The organism is Nocardia wallacei (assembly GCF_014466955.1).
GTDB classification, from domain to species: domain Bacteria; phylum Actinomycetota; class Actinomycetes; order Mycobacteriales; family Mycobacteriaceae; genus Nocardia; species Nocardia wallacei.
The window spans coordinates 3,943,903-3,965,474 of the sequence record NZ_AP023396.1; the positions used below are offsets into that span (position 1 = coordinate 3,943,903).

Sequence of the window (21,572 nt, forward strand, 5' to 3'; positions counted from 1 at the left end):
CTCCGCCGTGGTCGGCCGCATCGCCCGCGCGGGCGGGTTCAGCGCTGGTCGAAGGCGCGCAGTATTTCCTCCGCGGCCAGGGCCGGGGTGAGTGAGCCGTCGCGGACGCCCTTCTCCACTTGCGCGCGAACGGATTTCACGGCGGGGTTGTCGGCGAGGCGGCGCAGGAGCTGGTCGTGCACCATGGTCCAGGTCCAGTCGACCTGCTGGCGGCGGCGCTTCTCGGCGAATTCACCCGCTTCGGTGAGGACCCGGCGGTGTTCGAGGACGGTGTCCCAGAACCGGTCCAGGCCGGTGCCGTTGAGGCCGCTCATGGTGAGAACCGGTGGGCGCCACAGCGATTCGCGCGGATGGATGAGGCGCATGGCGCCCTGGAGTTCCCGGGCCGCCGACTTGGCCTCGATCTCGTGGCGGCCGTCGGCCTTGTTGACCGCGACCAGATCGGCCAGCTCCAGTACGCCCTTCTTGATGCCCTGCAACTGGTCTCCGGTGCGGGCCAGGGTGAGGAAGCAGAAGACGTCGACCATATTGGCGACGGTGACCTCGGACTGGCCGACGCCGACGGTCTCCACCAGGATCACGTCGTAGCCCGCGGCCTCGAGCAACACGATGGTCTCGCGGGTCGCCTTCGCCACGCCCCCCAGTGTTCCCGCGGTCGGCGAGGGGCGGATGTAGGCGTCGCGCTCCACCGACAGCCGGGCCATGCGGGTCTTGTCGCCGAGGATGGAGCCGCCGGTGCGGGTCGAGGACGGGTCGACCGCGAGCACCGCCACCCGATGTCCCGACCCGATCAGGTACATGCCCAGCGCGTCGATGAAGGTCGACTTGCCGACGCCGGGGACGCCGGTGATTCCGACCCGGTTGGATTCGATCCGGCCGACGTCGGGCGTCAGTTCCAGCAGCAGCCGTTGCGCGGCTTCGCGGTGATCGGCCCGGGTGGATTCGACCAGCGTGATGGCGCGTGCCAGGCCCGCGCGCTCGCCGTCGCGCACGGATCGGGCGAGTCGTTCCACGTCGACCTCGCGCCTGCGTCCACCGCCGGTGTCGCGGGCGGCGGAACGCACTGCCGGGGGCAGGCCCCGTTCGGTCGACAAGGCTTGTGTGCCAGGGACGTTCACTGTCTCACCACGCTGCGCCGGAGGCGACTCCTCACCACGCTGCGCCGGAGGCGACTCGTCGCCGCCTCCGGTCGCCGGTGTCGGCTCGCTCATTCGGCGCCGGTGACCGTGCCGCCGATCTCGTGGCCGAGTTCCGCGGCGAGCTTGCGCAGCAGGCCGACCGCGGCGTCGGCGATCACGGTGCCCGGCGGGAAGATGGCCGCGGCGCCCGCCCGATACAGCTCCTCGAAGTCGCCCGGCGGGATCACCCCGCCGACGATGACCATGATGTCGGGCCGCCCGGCGTCCGCCAGCGCCTGCCGCAGGGCCGGTACCAGCGTCAGGTGGCCGGCCGCCAGTGACGACACGCCCACCACGTGCACGTCGTTGTCGGCCGCCTGCCGCGCCACCTCTTCCGGGGTCTGGAACAGCGGGCCCACGTCGACGTCGAAGCCGAGGTCGGCGAACGCCGTGGCGATCACCTTCTGGCCGCGGTCGTGCCCGTCCTGGCCCATCTTGGCCACCAGGATGCGGGGGCGGCGGCCCTCGGCCTCGGCGAACTCCTCGACGAGGTCGATCGCCCTGCTGATGTTGGTCACCTTGCCGGCCTCCTCGCGGTAAACGCCTGAGAGAGTACGGATTTCCGCCTGATGCCGCCCGTAGACCTGCTCCAGCGCGTCGGAGATCTCGCCGACGGTGGCCTTGGCGCGCGCGGCGTCGATGGCGAGGGCGAGCAGGTTGTTGCCCATGCCGCCCTCGGAAGACGCCGCGGCCCTGGTCAATTCGGCCAGCGTGCGCTCCACCTCGGACGAGTCGCGTTCGGCGCGCAGGCGGCGCAGCTTCTCGGCCTGCTCGGCGCGCACCCGCGAGTTCTCGACCTTGAGGACCTCGATCTGCTGGTCCTCCTCGACCTGGTATTTGTTCACGCCGATCACCGGCTGCTGACCGGTGTCGATGCGGGCCTGGGTGCGAGCGGCGGCCTCCTCGATGCGCAGCTTCGGGATGCCCTCCGAAATCGCCTGTGCCATACCGCCGTGCGCCTCCACCTCGGCGATGTGCGCGCGGGCGCGCTCGGCGAGCTGGTGGGTCAGCCACTCCACGTAGTAGGAGCCGCCCCACGGGTCGATCGGCCGGGTGGTGTTGGACTCCTGCTGGATCAGCAGCTGGGTGTTGCGGGCGATGCGGGCGGAGAAGTCCGTCGGCAGCGCCAGCGCCTCGTCCAGGGCGTTGGTGTGCAGCGACTGGGTGTGGCCCTGGGTCGCGGCCATCGCCTCTACGCAGGTGCGTGCGACATTGTTGAACACGTCCTGCGCGGTCAGCGACCATCCGGAGGTCTGCGAGTGGGTGCGCAGCGACAGCGATTTCTGGCTCTCGGGCTCGAACTTCGAGACCAGCTCGCTCCAGAGCAGCCGTCCCGCACGCAGTTTCGCGACCTCCATGAAGAAGTTCATGCCGATCGCCCAGAAGAACGACAGCCGCGGCGCGAACTGGTCGATCTCCATGCCCGCGGCCAGTCCGGCGCGGATGTACTCCACGCCGTCCGCGAGGGTGTAGGCCAGCTCCAGATCCGCTGTGGCACCGGCCTCCTGGATGTGGTAGCCGGAGATGGAGATCGAGTTGAACTTCGGCATCTTGGCCGAGGTGTAGGCGAAGATGTCGGAGATGATCCGCATCGACGGCTTGGGCGGGTAGATGTAGGTGTTGCGGACCATGAACTCCTTCAGAATGTCGTTCTGAATGGTTCCGGCCAGCTGTTCGGGCTTGACGCCCTGCTCCTCCGCCGCGACGACGTACAGCGCCAGGATCGGCAGCACCGCGCCGTTCATGGTCATCGACACCGAGACCTGGTCCAGCGGAATGTGATCGAACAGCTCCCGCATGTCCAGGATGGAATCGATCGCCACGCCCGCCATGCCGACATCACCGGTCACGCGCGGGTGGTCGGAGTCGTAGCCGCGGTGCGTGGCCAGGTCGAACGCCACCGACAGGCCCTTCTGACCGGCCGCCAGGTTGCGCCGGTAGAAGGCGTTGGAGTCGGCGGCGGTCGAGAAGCCCGCGTACTGGCGGATCGTCCACGGCTGGTTCACGTACATGGTCGGGTACGGCCCGCGCACGAACGGCGCGACGCCCGGTACCGAGTCCAGCGGATAACCCTCGGCGGCGATGCGGTCGCGGTCGGCCTTGGTGAACACCGGCGGCACGTCGATGCCCTCCGGGGTCGACCACACCAGCTGTTCGGGCGCATAGTGATTCGCGGCGGCGGCCGCGCGCACGAACTGTTCGACCTGCGCGCCGCTCACCTCCGCCGCGGCGGTCTCGCCCAGCGGCACGTCGGCGAAACTGCCGATGACATGCTTGATTTCCCGTGTCGTCATCTACGCTCCCAGCTTTTCCAGCAGGCCGGACAGGGCCGTCACCGCGTCCATGCGCGCCGTCAGGAATGCGTCCGGCCGCTCCGTGCCGGACAGTTCGGCCACGGCCTTCTCGGGCCCGGCCAGCAGTACCGTCGCGATGCCCGCGCTGCGCAACTGTTCGACCGCGGCGCCGGCCTCGGCGGCGTAGCGGGCGTCGGTGCCGCACAGCACGGCGATCGTGGCACCGGATTCGGTTGCGGCTGTGCCGATTCCGGCGATGTCCAGGGTGCCCGGATTGATCGTCTCGATTCCGCCCGACGCCAGCAGGTTCGCCGTGAAGGTCACCCGCACGTTGTGCTCGGACACCGGGCCGAGCGGCACCAGCAGCGCGCGCGGCCGGGTGCCGTGCGTGGCCAGGTAGGCGTCGGACCGGTCGCGCAGCGCCTCGAACGCCGCGCCGTACCGGGCGACTCGGCTGGGGCGGCGGGCCGCCTCCGACAGCGGCTCCTCGGCCAGGTTCGGGAATTCGTTGACGCCGGTGACCGCCGTCTTCCGGTGGGCCACATCCTTTTCGCGCTGCGCGCGGACCGCGGATATGCGATCGGCCAGCAGCCCCGAGTCCAGCGCCGCCACATAGCCGCCGGCGCGCTCGATCTCCCGCATGAACCCCCACGCGCGCTCGGCCAGCCGATCGGTGAGGCTCTCCACGTACCAGGAACCCGCCCCCGGGTCCCGCACGTGCCCGAGATGCGATTCCTCCAGCAGCAGCAGCTGGGTGTTGCGCGCCATCCGCGCCGAGAACGCCTGCGACACGTCGAGTTCGCCGGGCGGCAGCGCGGCGTCGAAGGGCAGCACCGTGACGTAGTCCGCGCCGCCGACGCCCGCGCCGAAGGCGGCCAGCGTGGTGCGCAGCATGTTCACCCACGGGTCGCGCTGGGTCATCATGGCCGCCGAGGTCACCGCGTACTGGGGCGCGTTGCCGAACGCGGGCGCGCCCAGCTCGTGCGCCACCCGCGCCCACAACCGCCGGGCCGCACGGAATTTCGCGATGGTCTCGAACTGGTCGTCGGTGGCGGCGAACCGGAACAGCAACTGCCCCAGCGCATCCGCGACGTCCACGCCCGCGGCGGTCAGCAGCCGCAGGTACTCCAGGCCCGCGGCCACCGCGGCGCCGAGCTCCTGCGCGTCGGAGGCGCCCGCGTTGTGGAACGCGACGCCGCAGACCGTGATCGCGCGCACCGTCTCCGGCCGCGCGACGGACTGCCGGGCGAGCGCGACCGCGGTGTCCGTGCCGACGTGGGTGGTGCCGTTGAAGCGGCTGGTCAGCGGGGTGGCGCCGAGCGAGATCTGGATGTCGGCCGGATTCGGGTCGGCGACACCCTCGATGCGGTAGTCGTCGAGCACGGCGAACAGTCGCGCCGCCGCGTCGGCGCCGTCGGCGCCGGCGTCCAGCAGCAGCGGAGCCAGCTCGAACAGCAACCCGCGCACGGCGGCGGGCAGTTCGGCGACCGGCACACCGCGTTCGCCCGCACCCAGCCACACCGCGCCGACTCCGTTCTCCAGCGCCGTGCGGATCTCGCGATTGACCGTGGTGGCGTCGCTGCCGTCGAATCGCGCCGCGACGTACCAGCCCCGGTGCACGTCGCGCGTCGCGTCGGTGCCGCGTACGAACGGGAACTCGCCGGGGAGCGGCTGTTCGGGCAATTCGTCGCGGCGGGTGTAGAGCGGGGCCACCGTGAGCCCGTCGTAGGTCGAGACATCGAGCAGCCGCTCCGGCTCGTCTCCGAGTTCGGACGCGTCCACCTTGCGGGCCTTGGCCAGCACACCGGCCACGCCCTTGCGCCATGCGGCATACCCGGGCACTGCCTCCTCGCCCGGATCCGAACCAATCGGCATCGCTGCTGTCCCTCTTCCACTCGATCCGATACTCCAGCTGTACCGCAAACCCGGGCGCACACCCAACCCTTCGCACCGTCTTCGCAGCGCGCTGTGTGTCTCGTTCGCTCGGTGCTTATGCGATGGTTCGCGCAGTTCAATCAGCATTTCGGTTAACCGGCATTCCTCCTTGCCGTGCTGATGCTAACCGCCGGCCACGGGCCGGTTCGCACGGCCCGGAGCTACCCGCCGGTAACCTCGGCGCCGCCGCGCGGCGGGTACTCTGACGCGGTGCTGAGGAGAATCCGCAATCCGCGCGTCCTGGCGCTGCTGGTACTCGGCGCGGCCCTGGTCGCGGTCGCGCTGCTCACCCCGCATCCGGCGCCGCAGCAGGTGCGCGACTGGGCCGATTCGGTCGGTCCGCTGTTTCCGCTGGTGTTCTTCGCGGTGCATGCGATCGTCACGGTGGCGCCGTTCCCCCGGACCGTTTTCACACTCAGCGCCGGATTGCTGTTCGGGCCGGTGCTCGGCATCGGGCTGGCGGTGGCCGCGACGACCGTCAGCGCCGCGCTCGCGTTGTTGCTGGTACGTGCGCTGGACCGCGATCAGGTGGCGGCTCGGCTCACTCATCCGGCGGTGCGGGCGGTGGATCGCCGGTTGGCGCGGCGGGGGTGGCTGGCGGTGGGTTCGCTGCGGCTGATCGCGCCGGTGCCGTTCTCGGTGATCAACTACTGCGCCGGGCTGTCGTCGATCCGGACAGCGCCGTACCTGCTGGCCACCGTCGTCGGGATCCTGCCCGGCACGATCGGCGTGGTGGTGCTGGGCGACGCGCTCACCGGGCGGACCGAGCCGGGACTGCTGGTGCTGTCGGGGATCTGCATCGCCCTCGGCGTGATCGGCCTGGTCGTCGACGCGCGTTGGGGCGCAGAGCAATTCGCGGAGCCCGCGGCCCCGATGGAACAGGAGCCGGTGGCGCACTGACTCGCGAAATCGGCTGTCTCGGGCGCGGCGTGATCGGCATCATGTGCCTATGCCGCTGCCACCGCATCCCGATCCCGACGATCTGCGTCGCGATCCGCTGCCGCTGCGCGGAAGGGCCGCCCTCGTCACGGGGGCCAGCCGTCGTGCTGGTATCGGGTATGCCGTGGCGCGGCGGCTGGCCGCGTACGGGGCGAGCGTGTATCTGCATCATCATGTTCCGCACGATGCGGAGATGCCCTGGGGTGCGGACGAACCCGAAGCGGTCGTGGCCGGGGTCCGGGCGGCGCGCGCCGATCCGGGCGCCGAGATCGTCGCGGGACCGGGCGATCTGGCCGATCCGGCGGCACCGGCGCGGCTCGTCGCCGAGGCGGCGGCGCGGCTCGGCGGGCTGGACATTCTCGTCGCCAATCACGCGCGCAGCGGGCGCGACGGCACGCTGGACAGCATCGACGCCCCGATGCTGGACGCGCACTGGGCCGTCGACACGCGCTCGGTGATCCTGCTCGTCCAGGCGTTCGCGGCGGCCCGCCCGCCGCGGCCGGGCGGCCGGGTCGTGATGATGACATCCGGGCAGGGCATCGCCGACGGCATGCCCGACGAGGTGGCCTACGCGCTGCAGAAGGGCGCCCTGGCCTCGATCACCCGCACGCTCGCGACGGCCCTGGCATCCCGGCGCATCACCGTGAACACGGTGAATCCCGGACCGGTCGACACCGGCTACCTGACCGGCGACGACTACGACTTCATCGCCGCCCGGTTCCCGGCGGGCCGTTGGGGCATGCCCGATGATCCGGCCCGTCTCATCGCGTGGCTCGCCACCGACGAGGCGGAGTGGGTCACCGGCAATGTGGTGCACGCCGAGGGCGGCTTCCGGCGCTGGCCACCGGAAGGTCCGAGGTAGGTCCGGACACGACGCGGCCCCGCTGCCCGGGACACCGGGCAGCGGGGCCGTGAAAGTCTGGTCGGCCGCGTAGCCTTACAGGTACGCGCCGCACACGGGCCACGCGCCCGGGCCCTGGCCCGCGAGCACGTTCTCCGCGACAGCGATCTGCTCTTCGCGGCTGGCGTCCGCGGCGTTGCCGGTACCGCCGTAGGCGTTCCAGGTGCTCTGGGTGAACTGCAGGCCGCCGTAGTAGCCGTTACCCGTGTTGGCGCCCCAGTTGCCGCTGGCCTCGCACTGTGCGACGGCATCCCAGTCGTGGCCGCCCTCGGCGGACGCGGTGGAGGTCAGGCCGAAGGGCACGGCGACGAGAGCGCCGGCGACGGCGGCGAGACCGAGAGCGCGGGAGCTGAACTTACGGTTACGAGACATGTAGTGGTTCCTGCCTGCGCCCAGCCGGCCCGGTGGAAATGCGTTACCGGGTCCCTGTCCCCAGTGATGTCGGGGTCGAACTCGAATCGCGGGACAGGGTTGCCGGTGTTCGGCGATTCGAGCGTCAGCCCGTTGTTCCGGGCCGCGACCGACGGTAACGAACAAATCTCGATGGATCACGTTGCGATAACAACCATGAAGTCTCGACCAAGACGTGAGATGTACGTTATTTATGCAGATCGAAAGGCGGAAATGGGTATTACATGCCCGTAGTTATCCGTTTGTTATGTAACCGAGATCACAGCTACATTGTGGTCTGGGTCACGTTTAGAGCAAGGTTTCGACCTCTACCTGGGCCTTTGGTAACGAGTCCGACCAGGTAGGTAACGAAATGGACCGCCTCGGGCAGCGTGGCCGGGACACATCGACGGCAACCTCCAGGCGGCGGCCGGGACGCGGACCGCTCGGTCAGGCGCCGAATAGGCGGCGGTTCTATTCGTTCACCTTTCAGCTCGCGCAACGGTGCTGAATTTCTTTGCGTCACACGAAATCCGAATGTCGGACCGGGCAGTGCATCGGCCGCCGCCTACCGAAGCTTCGTAATCCGCTGCGGCGCAGGAAATGTCGTCGTACCCGGAATCGACGGGTACGTCGCCATTCTTTTCGATCACGCTGATCGTGATGCTGGTCGACTCGCCGCGCGCCGGCAGGATCGAGCCCGACGGCTGCGGCGCCCGGCTCGCGGGAATCGTCGCGGACGTCCGAGTTCGGTTCTGCGGGAAGGTTTATCGCGTGAACGGCAACCGCGCACGGCTGAGTCGCGCGAACCGCTCAGCCGATGACGGCTGCGACGGCGGTATATCCCAGCAGTGCCGCACCGAGCCCGGCGACGACGCTGACGACGACATTCAGCGCGGCGAACAGATAGGCGCGTTCCTCGGTGAGCCGCACCGTTTCGTAGCCGAAGGTGCTGTATGTCGTGAGCGCACCGCAGAAACCCGTGCCGATCAGGGTGAACAGCGGCGTCGAGACGGCTGCCCCGGCCAGCCCGCCCAGTAGCAGGCAGCCGGTGAGATTCACCAGGAACGTGCCCCAGGGGAAGGCGCTGTCGTGCCGCGACTGCACCGCGCGGTCGATCAGATAGCGCAGCGGCGCGCCGAGCATCGCGCCGAGGACGATCAGTATCACGGTCATGCGGCTCGCCTCCCCCGCAGGCCGTCGTGCACGGCGCGGGTCACGCGCACACCGAGGACGGTGGCGAGGAGCGCGCACACCAGTGTGCCCACGAGATAGGCGAACGACACCGCGATCGTGTCCGGTCGCAGGAGTGCGCGCGCCTCGTTGGCGTAGGTGGAGAAGGTGGTGAAACCGCCCAGTACGCCGACGCCGAGAAACGGGCGGACCAGCGGATGGGCGGGCCGGATGTCGGTGATCACCGTCATGAGGACGCCGATGAGCAGGCAGCCGGTGACGTTGGTGACGAACGTGGCCCAGGGAAAACCGTTCGCGGGCGTCGGCCAGCATTGCGCCAGGCCGTATCGGGCGAGCGCGCCCACGGCGCCGCCGGTCGCGATGACCGGCAGCACCACACCGTGTGCGCGGCTCAGCTCGCGGCGCTGCTCCGGTACTGCGAGATCGAAATCCGGATCGATCGGCTCGGTCTGCCTGCTGGTCACACACGTCTCCTACACGACTCGACCACACGGGTATTCATCGGGTAGGGACTGTCGGCGGCTTCGCCACGGTTGTTCCGGGTCGTGCCCGGAGCGGCGAGCCCCACCGCCGCATCGGCTTTCGAGTCAACCACACGCGCACCGGTGCGCCGGATCACGCCAGGGCTACGGCCGCGTCGCCGCCGTCGGCCACCGGCAGCGGCCAGCGCTCGGCCCGGTCCAGAGGGGCGAGGTCGCAGGCGCGCAGCTGTTCGCACACCGCGGTGCGGTATCGGTCGGCGAACAGCGCGTCCGGGTGCCGGGCCCGGGCTTCGGCGAGCCAGCCGCTCGCCTGCCGCAGCACTTCGCTCGTATCGATGTCGCCGTCGAGCAGCAGGCTGCCGTACTCCGGTGCGGCGGCCATGGCCGAACCGAGGTGCTGCAGGCAGCGGGCGGTGCCGAGGCGGTGGTCCAATTCGCTGTAGCGGGTGAGGGCGACCTGCCAGAAACGCAGCGCCCGCCGGGGTTCGCCGCGCACCCACCACAGCACACCCATCAACTCGAACGTGTGCGCGCGACCCGCGAGGTCGCGCCCGCTCCGGGTCAGCGACTCCGCCAGCTCCAAGCGGTTGCGCGCGGCCACCAAACGCCCCTGCCGCAAGTGCACCACCGCGAGGTCGATCAACGCGCACACCTCCCCCGCCACATCCGCACGCGGCAGCCACCACCACGCCTTCTCCAGCTGATCGACAACCTCGTCCAGCCCATCCCGCCGCCCCCGTTCCCTCCGCGCGCCCGCCGAAAGCATCTCCACCACACCCCCTTTCGCCCGCAGACGGCCGAGCCATCCCCCGCGGGTCCGCCCCCGCCCGCCGCCAGCCGCACCCGCGTCACCCGCCTGCTGCATATCCGCCGACGCCGGTGCGCCGGTCGATACTCGCGTGTCATTCGGCGGTGGCGCATCGATCGACCCCTGCGCACCCGACGGCGGTGGCGCAACAGCCCGGGGCTGCCCATCGATCGACCCCTGCGCACCCGACGGCGGTGGCACATCAGCCCGGGGCTGCGCAACGATCGACCCTTGCGCACCCGACAGCGGTGGCGCATCAGTCCGTGACTGCGCAACGGTCAACCCTTGCGCACTTGCCGATGGTTGCGTATCGGTCCGTGGTTGCGGGCCCGTCCTTGGTTGCGGGTCTGCTGGCTGCAGCGCGTCGGTGGGAACTTGCGTGCCGGTCGTCAGCTGCGTATCGGTCGGCGGTTGCGGTCCGGTCGGCGGTTGCGCAGCCGTCATCGGTTGCTGGACCGTTGACGGCTGGGCGGCCGTCGAGACCTGCGGCCCGGCCGACGATTGCGTATCGGTCGATCGGTGCGCACCTGCCGCCGGTGGCGGGTCTGCTGGCTGGTGCGTGCCGGTCGGTGGTGGTGTGTCGGTGGGTGGTTGTGGGCTGGGTGACGGGTCGGGGGTTGTCGCGGGCTGGGCGGCGGTGATCGGTTGTGCGGGTTTTCGAGGGTGGGGGGCGGTTCGGTTCGGGTTCGGGGTGGGGGCCGGTGGCTCGGGAGGTTCCAGGCGGTGGAGGGCTTGGCGGTGGGCGTGGCGGGCCTGGAGGCTGGTCGCGTAGCGGCGGGGGCGGTATCGCCGGGGACGGCGGGACGTGTCGCCTGCTCGGATTCTGGCCTGGGCGCGTAGTTCCGGGTAGCGGTCGCCCAGCGGGGAATCGAGTATCAGGCGCATGGCGGCGGCGATGCCGTCGGTGTTCTCCGGCCAGTTGTTGTCGGCGAACCAGAGGTCCAGGGCGTCGGCGATGTGTGCCAGTGCGCGGATGTCGATCGTGTCGCGCAGGTCGGGTGGCAGGGTCGGCGCGGATTCGGTGGGTGGCGGGCCTCCCGGAGCGCAGGCTCGGACCAGTTCGGCCAGGCGGGGCCATTCATCGGTGAACCAGCGGCGGGCACCGGGGCCCAGGCGGGTGGAGTCGAGGGCGATCACCCAGCGTTGCACCCTGTCCGCGTAGTGGCGGAGGAGGGCGGGCGTCATCACCTGGCGGGCCGCACGTTGCCAGAGTTCAAGCGACGCAATGCTTTCCCCGGGTGGGGACGCGGCGCCGGGGGGTGGGCTGTCGGCGATGCGGAAGACGTCGGCGGTCCGCCGGGTTTCGTGGGGAGCGGCGGGTTCGGCGCGTCGTCTGGTGTCGGCGAATCGGTCGTCGGCGCAGTGCACCAGGACCTCGTGGGCCATCAGGCGGCGGATCACCGCGTCCGCCGTCGGCCGGTTCGCCGCGCCGGCGCGGCGCGGCTGCGGCAGCAGGTCCGCGGCCGCCAGCATGGCGCTCACCACGTCGTAGAGGGCGGCCGATTCGAAGTCGGGCAGTGCCAGTTCTCGCAGCGCCGCCGCGACGACGAGATCCTCCGGCCGCAGCGGCGGCCGCTGCCCGGGGCCGCGAAACCTCGTGGGCGCCAGCAGCATCGGCACCGGCGCCGCCGGCTCGACCAGCGTCGCGGTCAGATCGAGTTCCCTGGCGCGGCGGACGCGTTCGCGCATGTCGGACACGCGCCGCCACACCAGGTATCCGGCGGCCAGCACCACCACCGCCACGACGATCCAGCGTGCCGCGCCGACGACCCGGGTGACGACCTCGTTCTCGCCGACCGCGCCCTCGAGCAGTTTGGCGACCACCTCGAGCATGATCGAGGACGCGATCACCCACGCACTGCCCAGCAGTCCTTGCCAGACAGACGATTTCGGTGTCGAGATCAGCGTTTCCGCCGATTCGTGGGCGGGCGGGCGGCGCTGCTCGCCGTACGGCTCGGTCATCGCAGCACCCCGCCGGTGAGACCGGGCACGAGAAACCGGCGCCAGGTCGCCAGCAGCAGCAGCGCCGGAGGCACGGCCGCCAGCAGCGCCCCGGCGGCGAGGTGGCTCGCGTTCTCGTTGAACTGCCGCGCCTCACCCCACAGCAGCAGCGACCACGGGCTCACGTCCGAGCCGCTGACCAGCAACCCGACGAAGAAGTCGTTCCACACCTGCACCAATTCGAGCACCGCCACCGCGCCCAGCGCCGGGCGCGCGGTCACCACTGCCCGCCACACCACCGTCCACGGCCCGACCAGCCCGTACAGGGCGTCGGCGGCGGGACTGTCCTGCGGCGCGACGAGTGCGCCGCGCAGGATCAGCACCGCGATGGGTAGCCCGATGGCGGCGTGCACCACGATCAGCGAGGACACGGAAGTAGCGGTGAGGCCGGACAATTCGATGGCCCGGCGGATCGGTCCGGCGTACATCTGCGCGGGCAGCACCGTGAACACCACCAGGAAGACCACGGCCACCTTCGACAGCACACTGTCCGACCGCAGCGCCGCGAGATGGTGCGCGACGGGTAGGGCCGCCGCCAGCACGAGCAGCGTCGCCCACAGCGCGACCCACCCCGTGTTCACCATGCCCTGCAGCAGTTCGGTGTCCCGCCACACCGCGCCCGGCCCGTGGAATCCCGGGCCGTCCGCGCCGATCCACGCGAAGACGGCCAGCGCCACCAGCGGCCACACCGCCAGCAGGGAGACCGCGGCGACGCGCAGCACCCCCAGCGCGATCGGCGGCACCCGCCGCGGACCCACCGCCTCGGAGGCCGTCCAGCGGCGCGGCACCGCCTCCCGCGCCGGGCTCCGCGACCAGGCCGTGCGATGGCGCCGCACATTCGTCTGGAGAATGTAGGCCGCCAGGCCGACCAGCACCGCCAGCGGCAGCGAATACGCCGCCGCCACACCGGGGTCCAGCCCGTCGTCGCCGACCAGGCGCCACCAGTGCACGGTCGCGCTGTCCAGGGAGTACTGCAGCGAGCCGGGCACCGCGATCAGCACCACGTCGAAGACCCGCGCGGCGGCCACCGCCACCACCAGACCCAGAACCAGGAAGACCGGTCGGACCAGCACGAACAGTCGCTTGCGCGAAGGGATTTCGGGCTGTCGCGCAGACCATGAACGTCGCTGCCGCCGGATCGCGATCCAGGCGCGCCGTGCGGCACGGACGCCGCCCAGCCGCCGCAGCAGCGGGTGCAGCAGCCGGGCGACCGCCGAACGCCGCCGCACATCGGAATTCGGCGACGGGTCACGCTGGTACACGAAATCCCGGCGCACCGGATCGGCCTCGATGGCCGCCACCGCGGCGCGGAACAGCGCGAACAGCACACCCAGCCAGCTCCACGCGAACACGGCCAGCAACAGCCCGAACAACCAGAGTTGCTGCCCGAACACGCTGTCCAGCGGCAACCGCCGCTGCGGGTACTCGAACACCAGCCGCAACGCCACCCCGGCCGCGAACGCGGAGATCCCGAACGGCAGGATCAGCGGCTGCCACGGCCACCAGACCCGGCGGCCGAGCCGGGCGAATTCCAGTGCCGCGCCGAGGATCCCGGCCGCGCACAGCACCCACAGCAAGGTCCGGCCGTACGCGCCGCGACCGTCGGCGCCCAGCGCCACCGCGATCACCCAGCCCGAAAACGCCAGCGCCACTGCGGATCCCAGCCCCAGCAGCGAGCGCCCGACCGACACGCGCGTCCGGTTCCGCAGCAGCGCGATATCCACCAGCGTCCGGCGCACGAGCGGCCACTCCGAGCGCCGGGCCGCGCGCCACAGCGTGTGCAGCCGCTCGTCTCGGCGGCACACCAGCAGCAGGCCGACCGCCGCGGCCACGAACAGCGCGCACGCCGCCACCATGCCCGGCCGCACCCGAGCCGCCGTCCACACCGTCGTCGCCGCCGGGCCGACCAGCAGCACCGCGACCAGCGCCGCGGCCGGTAGCTGCAGGACCCACGACACCCACCGGCGCGGCGGCCCGCCACCGACGAGCGGCCCGGCCATCCGCCGCGTCGCCAGCTCCAGGTCCAGGCCGTTGGCGTAGAGCCGCTGCACCGACATCACGATCTCCGCTCGAACTCGTCGAGCGCGGCGACGGCACGGTCGGTCGCGCCGGTGATCCGGTCCAACCGGCCGTCCCCGACGGTCACCAGGAAGTCGGTGAGGACGCGCCACAGCCCGTTGCGCAGCCCGGCCTCGCCGATGAGGTCGGCCAGATCGAACGCGGTCCACGAATTCAGCTGGTCGGCAACGGGATCCAGGGTGTGCGGGTAGGTCGGCCGGGTGCGCAGGCTGGGCGAGAGGAACCCGCCGTAGGAGTCGATCCACGGCTGCGCGGCGGTGGGGGCGGCCAGCTGCTCGACCACCCGGTCGACCGCCGGATTCGGGTCGGCGGTGATCACCAGGACGTCGCCGCCGCCGATCAGCGGCCGCACCCCGCGCGATCCCACCGGAAACCGCATCACTCCCACCGCGTCGTCGGGCCGGTGCGCTCGCCGCAGGCTGCTGCGCACGATCGCCTCGGCGAAGTCCGGAGCCACCACCATGGCGGCGTCGCGCAGCTCGAACACCTGCCGCACCGCGTCCGGGTACTGCCGGGTCAGCGCGCCGGGCACGCCGCCGGGGAACGCGTCGGGCTGCCCCCACACGGCGCCGAGCTGCCGGAACGTCCGGCGTACCGCGTCGCGATTCCAGCAGCGGGGCGGCGAGCGGTCGTCACGGGGAGCCGCCAATTCCGCGTAGTCGTCGGTGGATTCGGAGTACAGCACGTTGGCGAACATGTAGGCCAGCACCCAGCCGTCGGCGGCGCCCAGGGCCAGCGGGCGGCGACCGTGCGCGGCGATGCGGCACAGCTGTTCCGGCCACTGGGCCAGGGTCCACTCCTGCGGGTCGTCGCGAGGGCCGGAGCCGCCGAAGGCGTACCGGTCGTACCACACCAGCGATTTCTCCGCCGATTTGAACGGCACCGCGTACGGAACCCCGTTGTGCCACAGCAGGTCCCGCCAGACCTGAGAATAGCGCGGTCCCTGCCCGTCGGTCCACAGCGACTCCGGGACCGGCCGCAGGCCGTCACCCGCCATGTCGCGGACCCGGCCGACGTGCGGGAGCATCACCAGATCCGGCTTCGAGCGGCCGCGCGCCAGCAGGGCGGTGTCGATGTCGTCGCCGAGCGGCAGCACGTCGACCCGGTCCCGCAGCCCCAGCCCGGTCAGCACCGCGCGGAAGGCTACGAGCTCGGATCCACTCCAGGGCACGGCGATTCGGATCGCGTCGGGATTGCCGAGCACGGCACTGGGTGCGCACGCCGCCAGGACCGGAGCGAGCACGCCTGCCTGGAGTACGGCTCGTCGCCTCATCATCGTCCCCCCGCGTCACTGCAGCCGGTCGAGTCAGTCCCAGAGGCCGAGGTTACCCATCGGCCACCCGGAACATCGTCGAATCCGCTTCGCCGTCAACGCCCCTGCGGCGGCGTCCACGGCCGGGTCTCGCCGGACCCCGGCTGATAGGGCTGCTGGACCGGCGGCGGCTGCGGCGGCTGCTGCTCCGGCTGGAAGGTGGGGCGAGTGCCGCCGAGCGCGCCCTGCTGCGGCAGGTTGCGCGAAGGGACCGGCGGCACAGCCGATTCCACCGGAGTGGCAGCCGCGGCCTCGGCGGCACGCACGGCGCGTTCCGCCGCCGGGTCGGTCTTGACGTCGAACCAGTCGGCGACCTCGTCGGAGTCGTCCTCGGGGCGCGGACCGCCGTCACCGTCGGGCGCGGGCTCGTAGCGGAACACACCATCCTCGCCCTGGGTGCCGAAGTTGCGGGCGAACCCTTCCAGCGCCTTGCCGAAATCGCTGGGCACCATCCACACCTTGTTGGCGTCGCCCTTGGCGACCAGCGGCAGTGTCTGCATGTACTGGTAGGCGAGCAGTTCGGGGGTCGGCTTGCCGGATTTGATTGCGGCGAAGACCTTTTCGATCGCCTTCGCCTGGCCCTGCGCCTGCAGGTAGGCGGCGGCGCGCTCACCCTGGGCGCGCAGGATGCGGCTCTGCCGGTCGCCCTCGGCACCCAGGATGGCCGACTGCTTGGAACCCTCGGCCGCCAGGATCTGCGCCTGCTTGGCGCCCTCGGCGGACTTGATCTGCGCCTCGCGGTTACCTTCCGCGGTGAGGATCATGGCCCGCTTCTCGCGGTCGGCCTTCATCTGCTTCTCCATCGACTCCTGGATCGACGGGGGCGGATCGATGGCCTTCAGCTCGACGCGCGCCACCCGCAGACCCCAGCGGCCGGTGGCCTCGTCGAGGACGCCGCGCAACTGCGAGTTGATCTGGTCGCGGGAGGTCAGGGTCTCTTCCAGGGTCATGCCACCGACCACGTTGCGCAGCGTGGTGATGGTCAGCTGCTCGACCGCGGCGATGTAGTTGCTGATCTCGTAGACCGCCGCCTGCGGACTGGTGACCTGGAAGTACACCACCGAGTCGATCTGGACGGTCAGGTTGTCCTGGGTGATCACCGGCTGCGGCGGGAAGGACACCACGCGCTCGCGCAGGTCCACCTTGGCCCGGACGCGGTCGGCGAAGGGCACCAGGAAGGTCAGCTGGCCGGACACCGTGCGCGAGTACCGGCCCAATCGCTCGATGACCGCGGCCTCGGCCTGCGGCACCAGCGCGATCGACTTGAACACCACGACCACGACCAGCAGGACGAGGACGACGGCGACGATCAGTACAGCCATTAAGGCCCCTTCCACACGACGGCGTGCGCGCCGTCGATCTTCATGACGTAGACGGTTTCACCCTCGGCGTACTCCTCGCCCGGGTCGAGCGGGCGCGCGCTCCACACCTCGCCGCCGATCTTCACCCGGCCGGTGTGCTCGTTCACCGCCTCGAGCACCCGCGCCGTCTTGCCCGGCAGGGCGTCCACGTTCGTCGGGGTCGGCGGCGGAGTCGCGAAGCGCCGCAACAACATCGGACGCACCAGGAATACCAGCGCCGCGGAGCTGACACCGAACACGATGGCGTCGACGATCAGTGAGGTGTCCGCCAGCCCGGAGAAACCCGCGGTCGCGAGCGCGGCGGCCCCCAGCATGAGCAGCGTGAAATCACCGGTGAGCATTTCGGCGGCCGCGAGCAGGATCCCCGCGACCAGCCACACTATTGCGGCCACGGCGAACACTCTAGTGGGCGCCCCCGCACGATGCGGGATACACACGCAACATGAGCCCGCCCGAGTTGTGTGGCGCGCGCGGAGTGCGCGCCTTCGCAACGGAATCGGCACCCGACCGGTACGGTGTTGTGATCCGATGCGGCCCGTCGCCGCCGGGAACCGAACCATCACAGGTATTTTCGAGCGCGTGAGTGCGCGCAACTACGGGAACATCTTCGGCGGGCACGCCCGGAACCAGCAGCGGGCGGTTCCGCGGGTGGAGGCCGAACGCGAACTGGTCGTCGAGGACGCCGCGAGCGGATTCTGCGGCGCCGTCGTGGGATTCGATCGCAGCTACGACGGCGAGTTCGTGAAACTCGAGGACCGCCACGGCAAGGTCCGGCTGTTCGCGCTGCGGGAGGCGGCCTTCCTCATCGACGGCCGCCCGGTCACCCTCGTCCGCCCGGCGCCCGCGGCGCCGGCGCGCCCGACCCGGTCCGCGTCGGGCTCGACGCGCGTGGCGGGGGTGCGGGCGCGGGTGGCGCGCACCAGCCGGATCTGGGTGGAGGGCGTGCACGACGCGGCGCTGGTCGAGCGGGTGTGGGGGCACGACCTGCGGATCGAGGGCGTAGTCGTCGAGCATCTCGAGGGTTTGGACAATCTCGCCGAGCGGCTGGCGGAATTCGAGCCCGGTCCGGGACGTCGCGTCGGCGTCCTGGTCGATCACCTGGTCACCGGTTCCAAGGAGACCGGCCTGACCACCGGCCTCGGACCGCATGTCCTGGTCACCGGTCACCCCTTCATCGATGTGTGGCAGGCCGTGCGCCCCGCCGCGGTCGGCATCGGGGCCTGGCCCGAGGTCCCGCGCGGCGAGGACTGGAAGACCGGCATCTGCCGCCGCCTCGGCTGGGGCACACCCCAGGACGGCTGGCGCCGGGTATACAACGCCGTCGACACCTTCCGTGACCTCGAGCCCCCGCTGATCGGCGCGGTCGAACGCCTCATCGACTTCGTCACCGAACCGGAAGAGGACTAGCGACTAGCCCGCCACGACCGGGCAGCGGCCCGGCGGCGGCATCGGGGGATGCCGCCGCCGGTCGGTCAGGCCGGGGCCGGGGTGAAGACCATGAAGCGGTTGCCGTCGGTGTCGAGGAGGTGGGCGAAGATCAGGCCGTTGGGGGTGGTGACGGCGGGGACCAGGATCTTCGCGCCGAGACCGACGGCCTGGTCGCAGGTGGCGGCGACGTCGGGGACCACCACGCAGAAGATGGCGTGCGGGGTGTCGGAGTCGTCGAGGTGGGCGAGGCCGCCGCTGGGGACCTGGGTGTCGGCGTAGCGGATCAGGTCGTAGCCCGCACCGCTGCCGGGATCGGCGCCGAAGGTCCAGCCGAACAGGGTGCCGTAGAACCGTTGGGCCGCAGCGGGGTCCGCGCTGCCCACCTGGAACCAGGCCACGGTGCCGAAAGCGGGTGTCATGCGATATCTCTCCTCTGGTCGGGCGCGGCCGGACGGTCGCGCCCACTCAGCGTCGGGCACCCTCGCGACAACCCTATGTCGGTGTTTTCTCCGCGATCGCGGCCGGTTTCTCCAGGCTCACCGCACGCACGATCCGCCCGGGCGGCACGTCGCAGTACTCGCGCGAGGGCCGCACCACGGTGAGGAATTCGGTGAGATCGGCGGCGCGGATCCGGTCCAGCCGGAACACCCGGGTCTCCTCCCGCAGCCGGCACCACCCGACGAGATACCACCCCTCGCCGCCGCACATCAGCGCCGACGGCTCGACCGCACGGTCCGACACCGCGCCGAACCGGTCGACATAGGACATCTCGATCAGCCGGCGGCGCTGCAGCGCCAGCTGGACCAGCGCCGCGAACGGGGCGCTGGGCGGCTCCTCCGGCGGCTCCACGACCCGCACCTGCGCCGCGAGATCTCGTGCGGCGCCGGCCGATTCGTCGGACAGTGCCGCCAGGATCTTGGCCAGCGCGGCGTGCCCGGCGGCGTCGAAGGGCGTGCCGCGCATGCGCTGCAGCGCCACCCCGACCGCGACCACCTCGGCGGGCGAGAAGTTCAACGGCGGCAACGACATCCGCTTGTCGAGCGTGTACCCGCCGGTGCGGCCGACGTCGGCGAGGATCGGCACCCCGGACTGCTGCAGCGCGGCGATATCGCGTTCGATCGTGCGCACGCTGACCTCGTACCGCGCCGCCAGCTCCCGCGCGCTGCGCCGCCGCGGCGCCACCGCACGCAGCTCCTCGACCAGCGCGTACAGTCGATCCGTCCGGTTCATGGACCCTCTCCGCTCACCTCGGCTGCGCGCAGGATAACGACACCCACCGACAACCACGCCCGCGCCGGGACGAGCGCGCCGACCTCCGCGGGAATGCCCACGTCGGCGGGTCGGCAGGCTATTGCCCAGTTATGCTCGAAACATGTGTTCTCCCAGTGCGACGCTGACGGTATGGGCCGGTTCCTGGCTGGCCGGCCAGAGCGCGCCCGACGACGTGCTGGACGCGCTGCGGGCCTGGGCGCCGCGGCACGGCGTGGCCGCCGGTGATCCGATCACCGGCGGGCGGACCGGACTGCCCTGGCCGACCGCCGAGCCGCTGGCCGCCGGCACGGGGATCATGGTGCTGCTCAAGGTGATCCGCGAGGCTCTCGACGCGCCCGGCGCGCAGCTGCGGCTGGTGCTGCCGGTACCCGGCGATCTTCGTGGTGTCCCGGCGGGCACCGAATTCGCCACGGCGGCAATGGAAGCCGAGGAGGGCCTGCTCGTCGGCGTGCCCGGCGCGGAGGGAATCGGCCTGGTCCCGCAGTGGACCGACGAGGACACGCTGCAGTGGACCGTCTTCCACACGCCGGTCCCGAACCCGGTGCCGGACATGGCCCTCGGCGAGGCGGAGTACGCGATGCGGCAGGCGGTCCGCGACGCCGCCGACGCCCTGATGACGTTGCAGACCACCGCGGTCGGCACCGACGACATGGATCCGCGCGAGCTGGTGGAGGCCGAACTCGCCGACTACTCCCGGCACGGGTATCCGGACTCGGCGCCGCTGCGGGCCCGCCGCATCCTCGACACCGCCGACCACGTGGCCGCCATCCTCACCGTCGCGCAGCAGGCCCCGGCCTCCTCCCCCGCCTCGGCCAGCGCCATGCAGGCACAGGAGACGTTCCTGCGTCCGCTGTGGGACGCGATCCGCGCCGCCCGGCTCGCCGCCGTGCACGCGGCCGCGGGCGCCCGCTGAGCCGCGCGGCTCACACCGGTTCGGCGCTTTCGCGGGCCTCGTCACCGAGCCAGCGATCGATGCAGTCCAGCAGTTCATCCGGATCGACCGGCTTGGTGATGTAGTCGCTCGCGCCCGAGGCCAGGCTCTTCTCCCGGTCACCGGCCATCGCCTCGGCCGTCACCATGATGATCGGCAGCCGGTCGAAATGCGGCATCGTGCGAATGGTCGTGGTGGTGGCGTAGCCGTCCATCTCCGGCATCATCACGTCCATCAGGATCACGTCCACGTCGGGGTGCTCGCGCAGCGCCTCGATGCCGTCGCCGTCGCGCAGGCGGCGGTCGAGCAGGATCACGTGCGGGCGGTCGCGGCGATCGTCTCGGCGACCGAGCCGGTCCGTTCGACGATCTCGATGTCCTCGACGAGTTCGAAGGCGGAGTCCAGTGCCACGGCGACCATCGGATGGTCCTCCGCCACCAGCAGCCGGATAGCGTTCTCCGCCCTATCGGATGGCATGACGGGAAGTCTAGGGCGACTTCGGCGGGTTGCTGCCGGCTTTGGCGCTCAGTGCTTGCGCACGACGCGCTCCCGCGCCCCCGGCTTCCAGATGACCACCTCCATGTGGCCGTCGATCAGCTCTACCGCCGACGCCCCGGTGATGTCGGCGACGTAGAACGGGTCGAAGACGCGGCCGCGCAGGTCGAACCCGGTCTGCTCGTACAGGGCGGTGGCGAAGCGCTGGTGCAGCTGTTCGTCGGGCACGTGGCCGACCACGCCCCACAGCTTGGCGTCGCCGTCGGTGACCTGGGTGTCGACGGTGGCGGTGTGCAGGCAGAAGCGCGGATCGCGGTGCAGGTCACGGAATTTGGTGGTGCCGGGCATACCCGCGACGATCAGCCTGCCCTCGAAGATCCGCGGTTCCATGGGGCTGATGCGCGGATAGCCGTCGGACCGGGTGGTCGCCAGCATGCACAGGTTTCCCGCGGCGGTGTGGCGGCGCAGGAAGATCGCGGAGGTCCGCGGCGCGGCCGCGGTGAACTCGTCCCAGCTGGTCATGTCCCCACGGTAGGCGGGGGCACCGACAATCCGGGCCCGATCGCGCGGTG

The 21,572-nt window shown here is 71.1% G+C and carries 20 protein-coding genes; 4 read left to right on the forward strand and 16 right to left on the reverse strand.

The features are described from left to right. Window positions 1-38: 38 nt before the first annotated feature. Genes meaB through NWFMUON74_RS17565 form a run of 3 tightly spaced genes read right to left on the reverse strand, consistent with a single transcriptional unit; the run spans window position 39 to window position 5,347 of the window. Window positions 39-1,211, reverse strand: coding sequence for a methylmalonyl Co-A mutase-associated GTPase MeaB (meaB, locus tag NWFMUON74_RS17555; RefSeq protein WP_232110413.1), 1,173 nt, complete (start codon window positions 1,209-1,211; stop codon window positions 39-41). Next, the gene (gene scpA, locus NWFMUON74_RS17560; RefSeq protein ID WP_187682969.1) at window positions 1,208-3,472 is read right to left on the reverse strand and encodes a methylmalonyl-CoA mutase; all 2,265 of its coding nucleotides are present in this window, start codon (window positions 3,470-3,472) and stop codon (window positions 1,208-1,210) included. Before scpA ends, meaB begins: the two co-directional genes overlap by 4 nt. After that, window positions 3,473-5,347, reverse strand: coding sequence for a methylmalonyl-CoA mutase family protein (locus tag NWFMUON74_RS17565; protein WP_187682970.1), 1,875 nt, complete (start codon window positions 5,345-5,347; stop codon window positions 3,473-3,475). A 270-nt stretch (window positions 5,348-5,617) separates the two neighbouring features. Between NWFMUON74_RS17565 and NWFMUON74_RS17570 the strand changes: the two genes are divergently transcribed. Both NWFMUON74_RS17570 and NWFMUON74_RS17575 read left to right on the forward strand, forming a co-directional pair. Further along, complete coding sequence (locus tag NWFMUON74_RS17570) at window positions 5,618-6,307, forward strand: TVP38/TMEM64 family protein (RefSeq protein ID WP_187682971.1); 690 nt, start codon at window positions 5,618-5,620, stop codon at window positions 6,305-6,307. A gap of 49 nt (window positions 6,308-6,356) precedes the next feature. Next, window positions 6,357-7,208 (forward strand): SDR family oxidoreductase, encoded by an 852-nt coding sequence (locus NWFMUON74_RS17575; RefSeq protein ID WP_187682972.1) that lies wholly within the window; start codon window positions 6,357-6,359, stop codon window positions 7,206-7,208. Between the two features lie 75 nt (window positions 7,209-7,283). Here the strand turns inward: NWFMUON74_RS17575 and NWFMUON74_RS17580 are convergent, their stop codons facing one another. The 8 genes from NWFMUON74_RS17580 to NWFMUON74_RS17615 all read right to left on the reverse strand — a co-directional run bounded on the left by NWFMUON74_RS17580 (window position 7,284) and on the right by NWFMUON74_RS17615 (window position 17,266). Continuing rightward, window positions 7,284-7,619: a transglycosylase family protein gene (locus tag NWFMUON74_RS17580; protein ID WP_187682973.1), complete on the reverse strand. Its 336-nt coding sequence runs from the start codon at window positions 7,617-7,619 to the stop codon at window positions 7,284-7,286. A gap of 831 nt (window positions 7,620-8,450) precedes the next feature. Further along, complete coding sequence (crcB, locus tag NWFMUON74_RS17585; RefSeq protein WP_187682974.1) at window positions 8,451-8,813, reverse strand: fluoride efflux transporter CrcB; 363 nt, start codon at window positions 8,811-8,813, stop codon at window positions 8,451-8,453. After that, window positions 8,810-9,295 carry a fluoride efflux transporter CrcB gene (gene crcB / locus NWFMUON74_RS17590; RefSeq protein ID WP_197986856.1) on the reverse strand — a complete coding sequence of 162 codons (486 nt, stop codon included), beginning with the start codon at window positions 9,293-9,295 and terminating at the stop codon, window positions 8,810-8,812. Before crcB (NWFMUON74_RS17590) ends, crcB (NWFMUON74_RS17585) begins: the two co-directional genes overlap by 4 nt. Window positions 9,296-9,446: 151 nt before the next feature. Beyond that, window positions 9,447-12,083, reverse strand: coding sequence for a hypothetical protein (locus tag NWFMUON74_RS17595; RefSeq protein ID WP_187682975.1), 2,637 nt, complete (start codon window positions 12,081-12,083; stop codon window positions 9,447-9,449). Then, the gene (locus NWFMUON74_RS17600; RefSeq protein ID WP_187682976.1) at window positions 12,080-14,179 is read right to left on the reverse strand and encodes an ABC transporter permease family protein; all 2,100 of its coding nucleotides are present in this window, start codon (window positions 14,177-14,179) and stop codon (window positions 12,080-12,082) included. Before NWFMUON74_RS17600 ends, NWFMUON74_RS17595 begins: the two co-directional genes overlap by 4 nt. Next, complete coding sequence (locus NWFMUON74_RS17605) at window positions 14,179-15,444, reverse strand: ABC transporter substrate-binding protein (RefSeq protein WP_232110414.1); 1,266 nt, start codon at window positions 15,442-15,444, stop codon at window positions 14,179-14,181. The genes NWFMUON74_RS17600 and NWFMUON74_RS17605 overlap by 1 nt, the downstream gene beginning before the upstream one ends. 125 nt (window positions 15,445-15,569) lie before the next feature. After that, entirely contained in the window at window positions 15,570-16,835 is a 1,266-nt protein-coding gene (locus NWFMUON74_RS17610; RefSeq protein ID WP_187682977.1) for an SPFH domain-containing protein, read from the reverse strand. Then, a complete protein-coding gene (locus NWFMUON74_RS17615) occupies window positions 16,835-17,266 on the reverse strand; it encodes an NfeD family protein (protein ID WP_187682978.1) in 432 nt (143 codons plus the stop codon). The genes NWFMUON74_RS17610 and NWFMUON74_RS17615 overlap by 1 nt, the downstream gene beginning before the upstream one ends. Before the next feature lie 187 nt (window positions 17,267-17,453). Between NWFMUON74_RS17615 and NWFMUON74_RS17620 the strand changes: the two genes are divergently transcribed. Then, window positions 17,454-18,281 (forward strand): DUF3097 domain-containing protein, encoded by an 828-nt coding sequence (locus tag NWFMUON74_RS17620; protein ID WP_232110415.1) that lies wholly within the window; start codon window positions 17,454-17,456, stop codon window positions 18,279-18,281. Window positions 18,282-18,346: 65 nt separating this feature from the next. On the opposite strand, the gene NWFMUON74_RS17625 is transcribed toward NWFMUON74_RS17620, so the two are convergent. Together NWFMUON74_RS17625 and NWFMUON74_RS17630 are read right to left on the reverse strand one after the other, a co-directional pair. Continuing rightward, window positions 18,347-18,721: a VOC family protein gene (locus tag NWFMUON74_RS17625; RefSeq protein WP_187682980.1), complete on the reverse strand. Its 375-nt coding sequence runs from the start codon at window positions 18,719-18,721 to the stop codon at window positions 18,347-18,349. Window positions 18,722-18,794: 73 nt separating this feature from the next. Then, window positions 18,795-19,532 (reverse strand): helix-turn-helix transcriptional regulator, encoded by a 738-nt coding sequence (locus NWFMUON74_RS17630; protein WP_187682981.1) that lies wholly within the window; start codon window positions 19,530-19,532, stop codon window positions 18,795-18,797. A 142-nt stretch (window positions 19,533-19,674) separates the two neighbouring features. On the opposite strand from NWFMUON74_RS17630, the gene NWFMUON74_RS17635 reads away from it, so the two are divergent. Then, window positions 19,675-20,487 carry a hypothetical protein gene (locus tag NWFMUON74_RS17635; RefSeq protein WP_187682982.1) on the forward strand — a complete coding sequence of 271 codons (813 nt, stop codon included), beginning with the start codon at window positions 19,675-19,677 and terminating at the stop codon, window positions 20,485-20,487. Window positions 20,488-20,497: 10 nt separating this feature from the next. Here the strand turns inward: NWFMUON74_RS17635 and NWFMUON74_RS17640 are convergent, their stop codons facing one another. From NWFMUON74_RS17640 to NWFMUON74_RS17650, 3 genes are read right to left on the reverse strand one after another with little or no spacing between them, the layout of a single operon-like run. Further along, window positions 20,498-20,821, reverse strand: coding sequence for a response regulator (locus tag NWFMUON74_RS17640; protein WP_232110416.1), 324 nt, complete (start codon window positions 20,819-20,821; stop codon window positions 20,498-20,500). Continuing rightward, window positions 20,818-20,982: a helix-turn-helix domain-containing protein gene (locus NWFMUON74_RS17645; protein WP_187682983.1), complete on the reverse strand. Its 165-nt coding sequence runs from the start codon at window positions 20,980-20,982 to the stop codon at window positions 20,818-20,820. Before NWFMUON74_RS17645 ends, NWFMUON74_RS17640 begins: the two co-directional genes overlap by 4 nt. A 48-nt stretch (window positions 20,983-21,030) precedes the next feature. Beyond that, complete coding sequence (locus tag NWFMUON74_RS17650; protein ID WP_187682984.1) at window positions 21,031-21,522, reverse strand: pyridoxamine 5'-phosphate oxidase family protein; 492 nt, start codon at window positions 21,520-21,522, stop codon at window positions 21,031-21,033. Window positions 21,523-21,572 lie beyond the last annotated feature (50 nt).

What these genes read in the sequence shown, in the direction of transcription:
- meaB (WP_232110413.1), bottom strand. Translation starts at nt 1,211, where the DNA reads ATGAGCGAGCCGACACCGGCGACCGGAGGCGGCGACGAGTCGCCTCCG.
- scpA (WP_187682969.1), bottom strand. Translation starts at nt 3,472, where the DNA reads ATGACGACACGGGAAATCAAGCATGTCATCGGCAGTTTCGCCGACGTG.
- NWFMUON74_RS17645 (WP_187682983.1), bottom strand. Translation starts at nt 20,982, where the DNA reads ATGCCATCCGATAGGGCGGAGAACGCTATCCGGCTGCTGGTGGCGGAG.
- NWFMUON74_RS17625 (WP_187682980.1), bottom strand. Translation starts at nt 18,721, where the DNA reads ATGACACCCGCTTTCGGCACCGTGGCCTGGTTCCAGGTGGGCAGCGCG.
- NWFMUON74_RS17580 (WP_187682973.1), bottom strand. Translation starts at nt 7,619, where the DNA reads ATGTCTCGTAACCGTAAGTTCAGCTCCCGCGCTCTCGGTCTCGCCGCC.
- NWFMUON74_RS17650 (WP_187682984.1), bottom strand. Translation starts at nt 21,522, where the DNA reads ATGACCAGCTGGGACGAGTTCACCGCGGCCGCGCCGCGGACCTCCGCG.
- NWFMUON74_RS17630 (WP_187682981.1), bottom strand. Translation starts at nt 19,532, where the DNA reads ATGAACCGGACGGATCGACTGTACGCGCTGGTCGAGGAGCTGCGTGCG.
- crcB (WP_187682974.1), bottom strand. Translation starts at nt 8,813, where the DNA reads ATGACCGTGATACTGATCGTCCTCGGCGCGATGCTCGGCGCGCCGCTG.
- NWFMUON74_RS17575 (WP_187682972.1), top strand. Translation starts at nt 6,357, where the DNA reads ATGCCGCTGCCACCGCATCCCGATCCCGACGATCTGCGTCGCGATCCG.
- NWFMUON74_RS17600 (WP_187682976.1), bottom strand. Translation starts at nt 14,179, where the DNA reads ATGTCGGTGCAGCGGCTCTACGCCAACGGCCTGGACCTGGAGCTGGCG.
- NWFMUON74_RS17610 (WP_187682977.1), bottom strand. Translation starts at nt 16,835, where the DNA reads ATGGCTGTACTGATCGTCGCCGTCGTCCTCGTCCTGCTGGTCGTGGTC.
- NWFMUON74_RS17595 (WP_187682975.1), bottom strand. Translation starts at nt 12,083, where the DNA reads ATGACCGAGCCGTACGGCGAGCAGCGCCGCCCGCCCGCCCACGAATCG.
- NWFMUON74_RS17635 (WP_187682982.1), top strand. Translation starts at nt 19,675, where the DNA reads ATGTGTTCTCCCAGTGCGACGCTGACGGTATGGGCCGGTTCCTGGCTG.
- NWFMUON74_RS17565 (WP_187682970.1), bottom strand. Translation starts at nt 5,347, where the DNA reads ATGCCGATTGGTTCGGATCCGGGCGAGGAGGCAGTGCCCGGGTATGCC.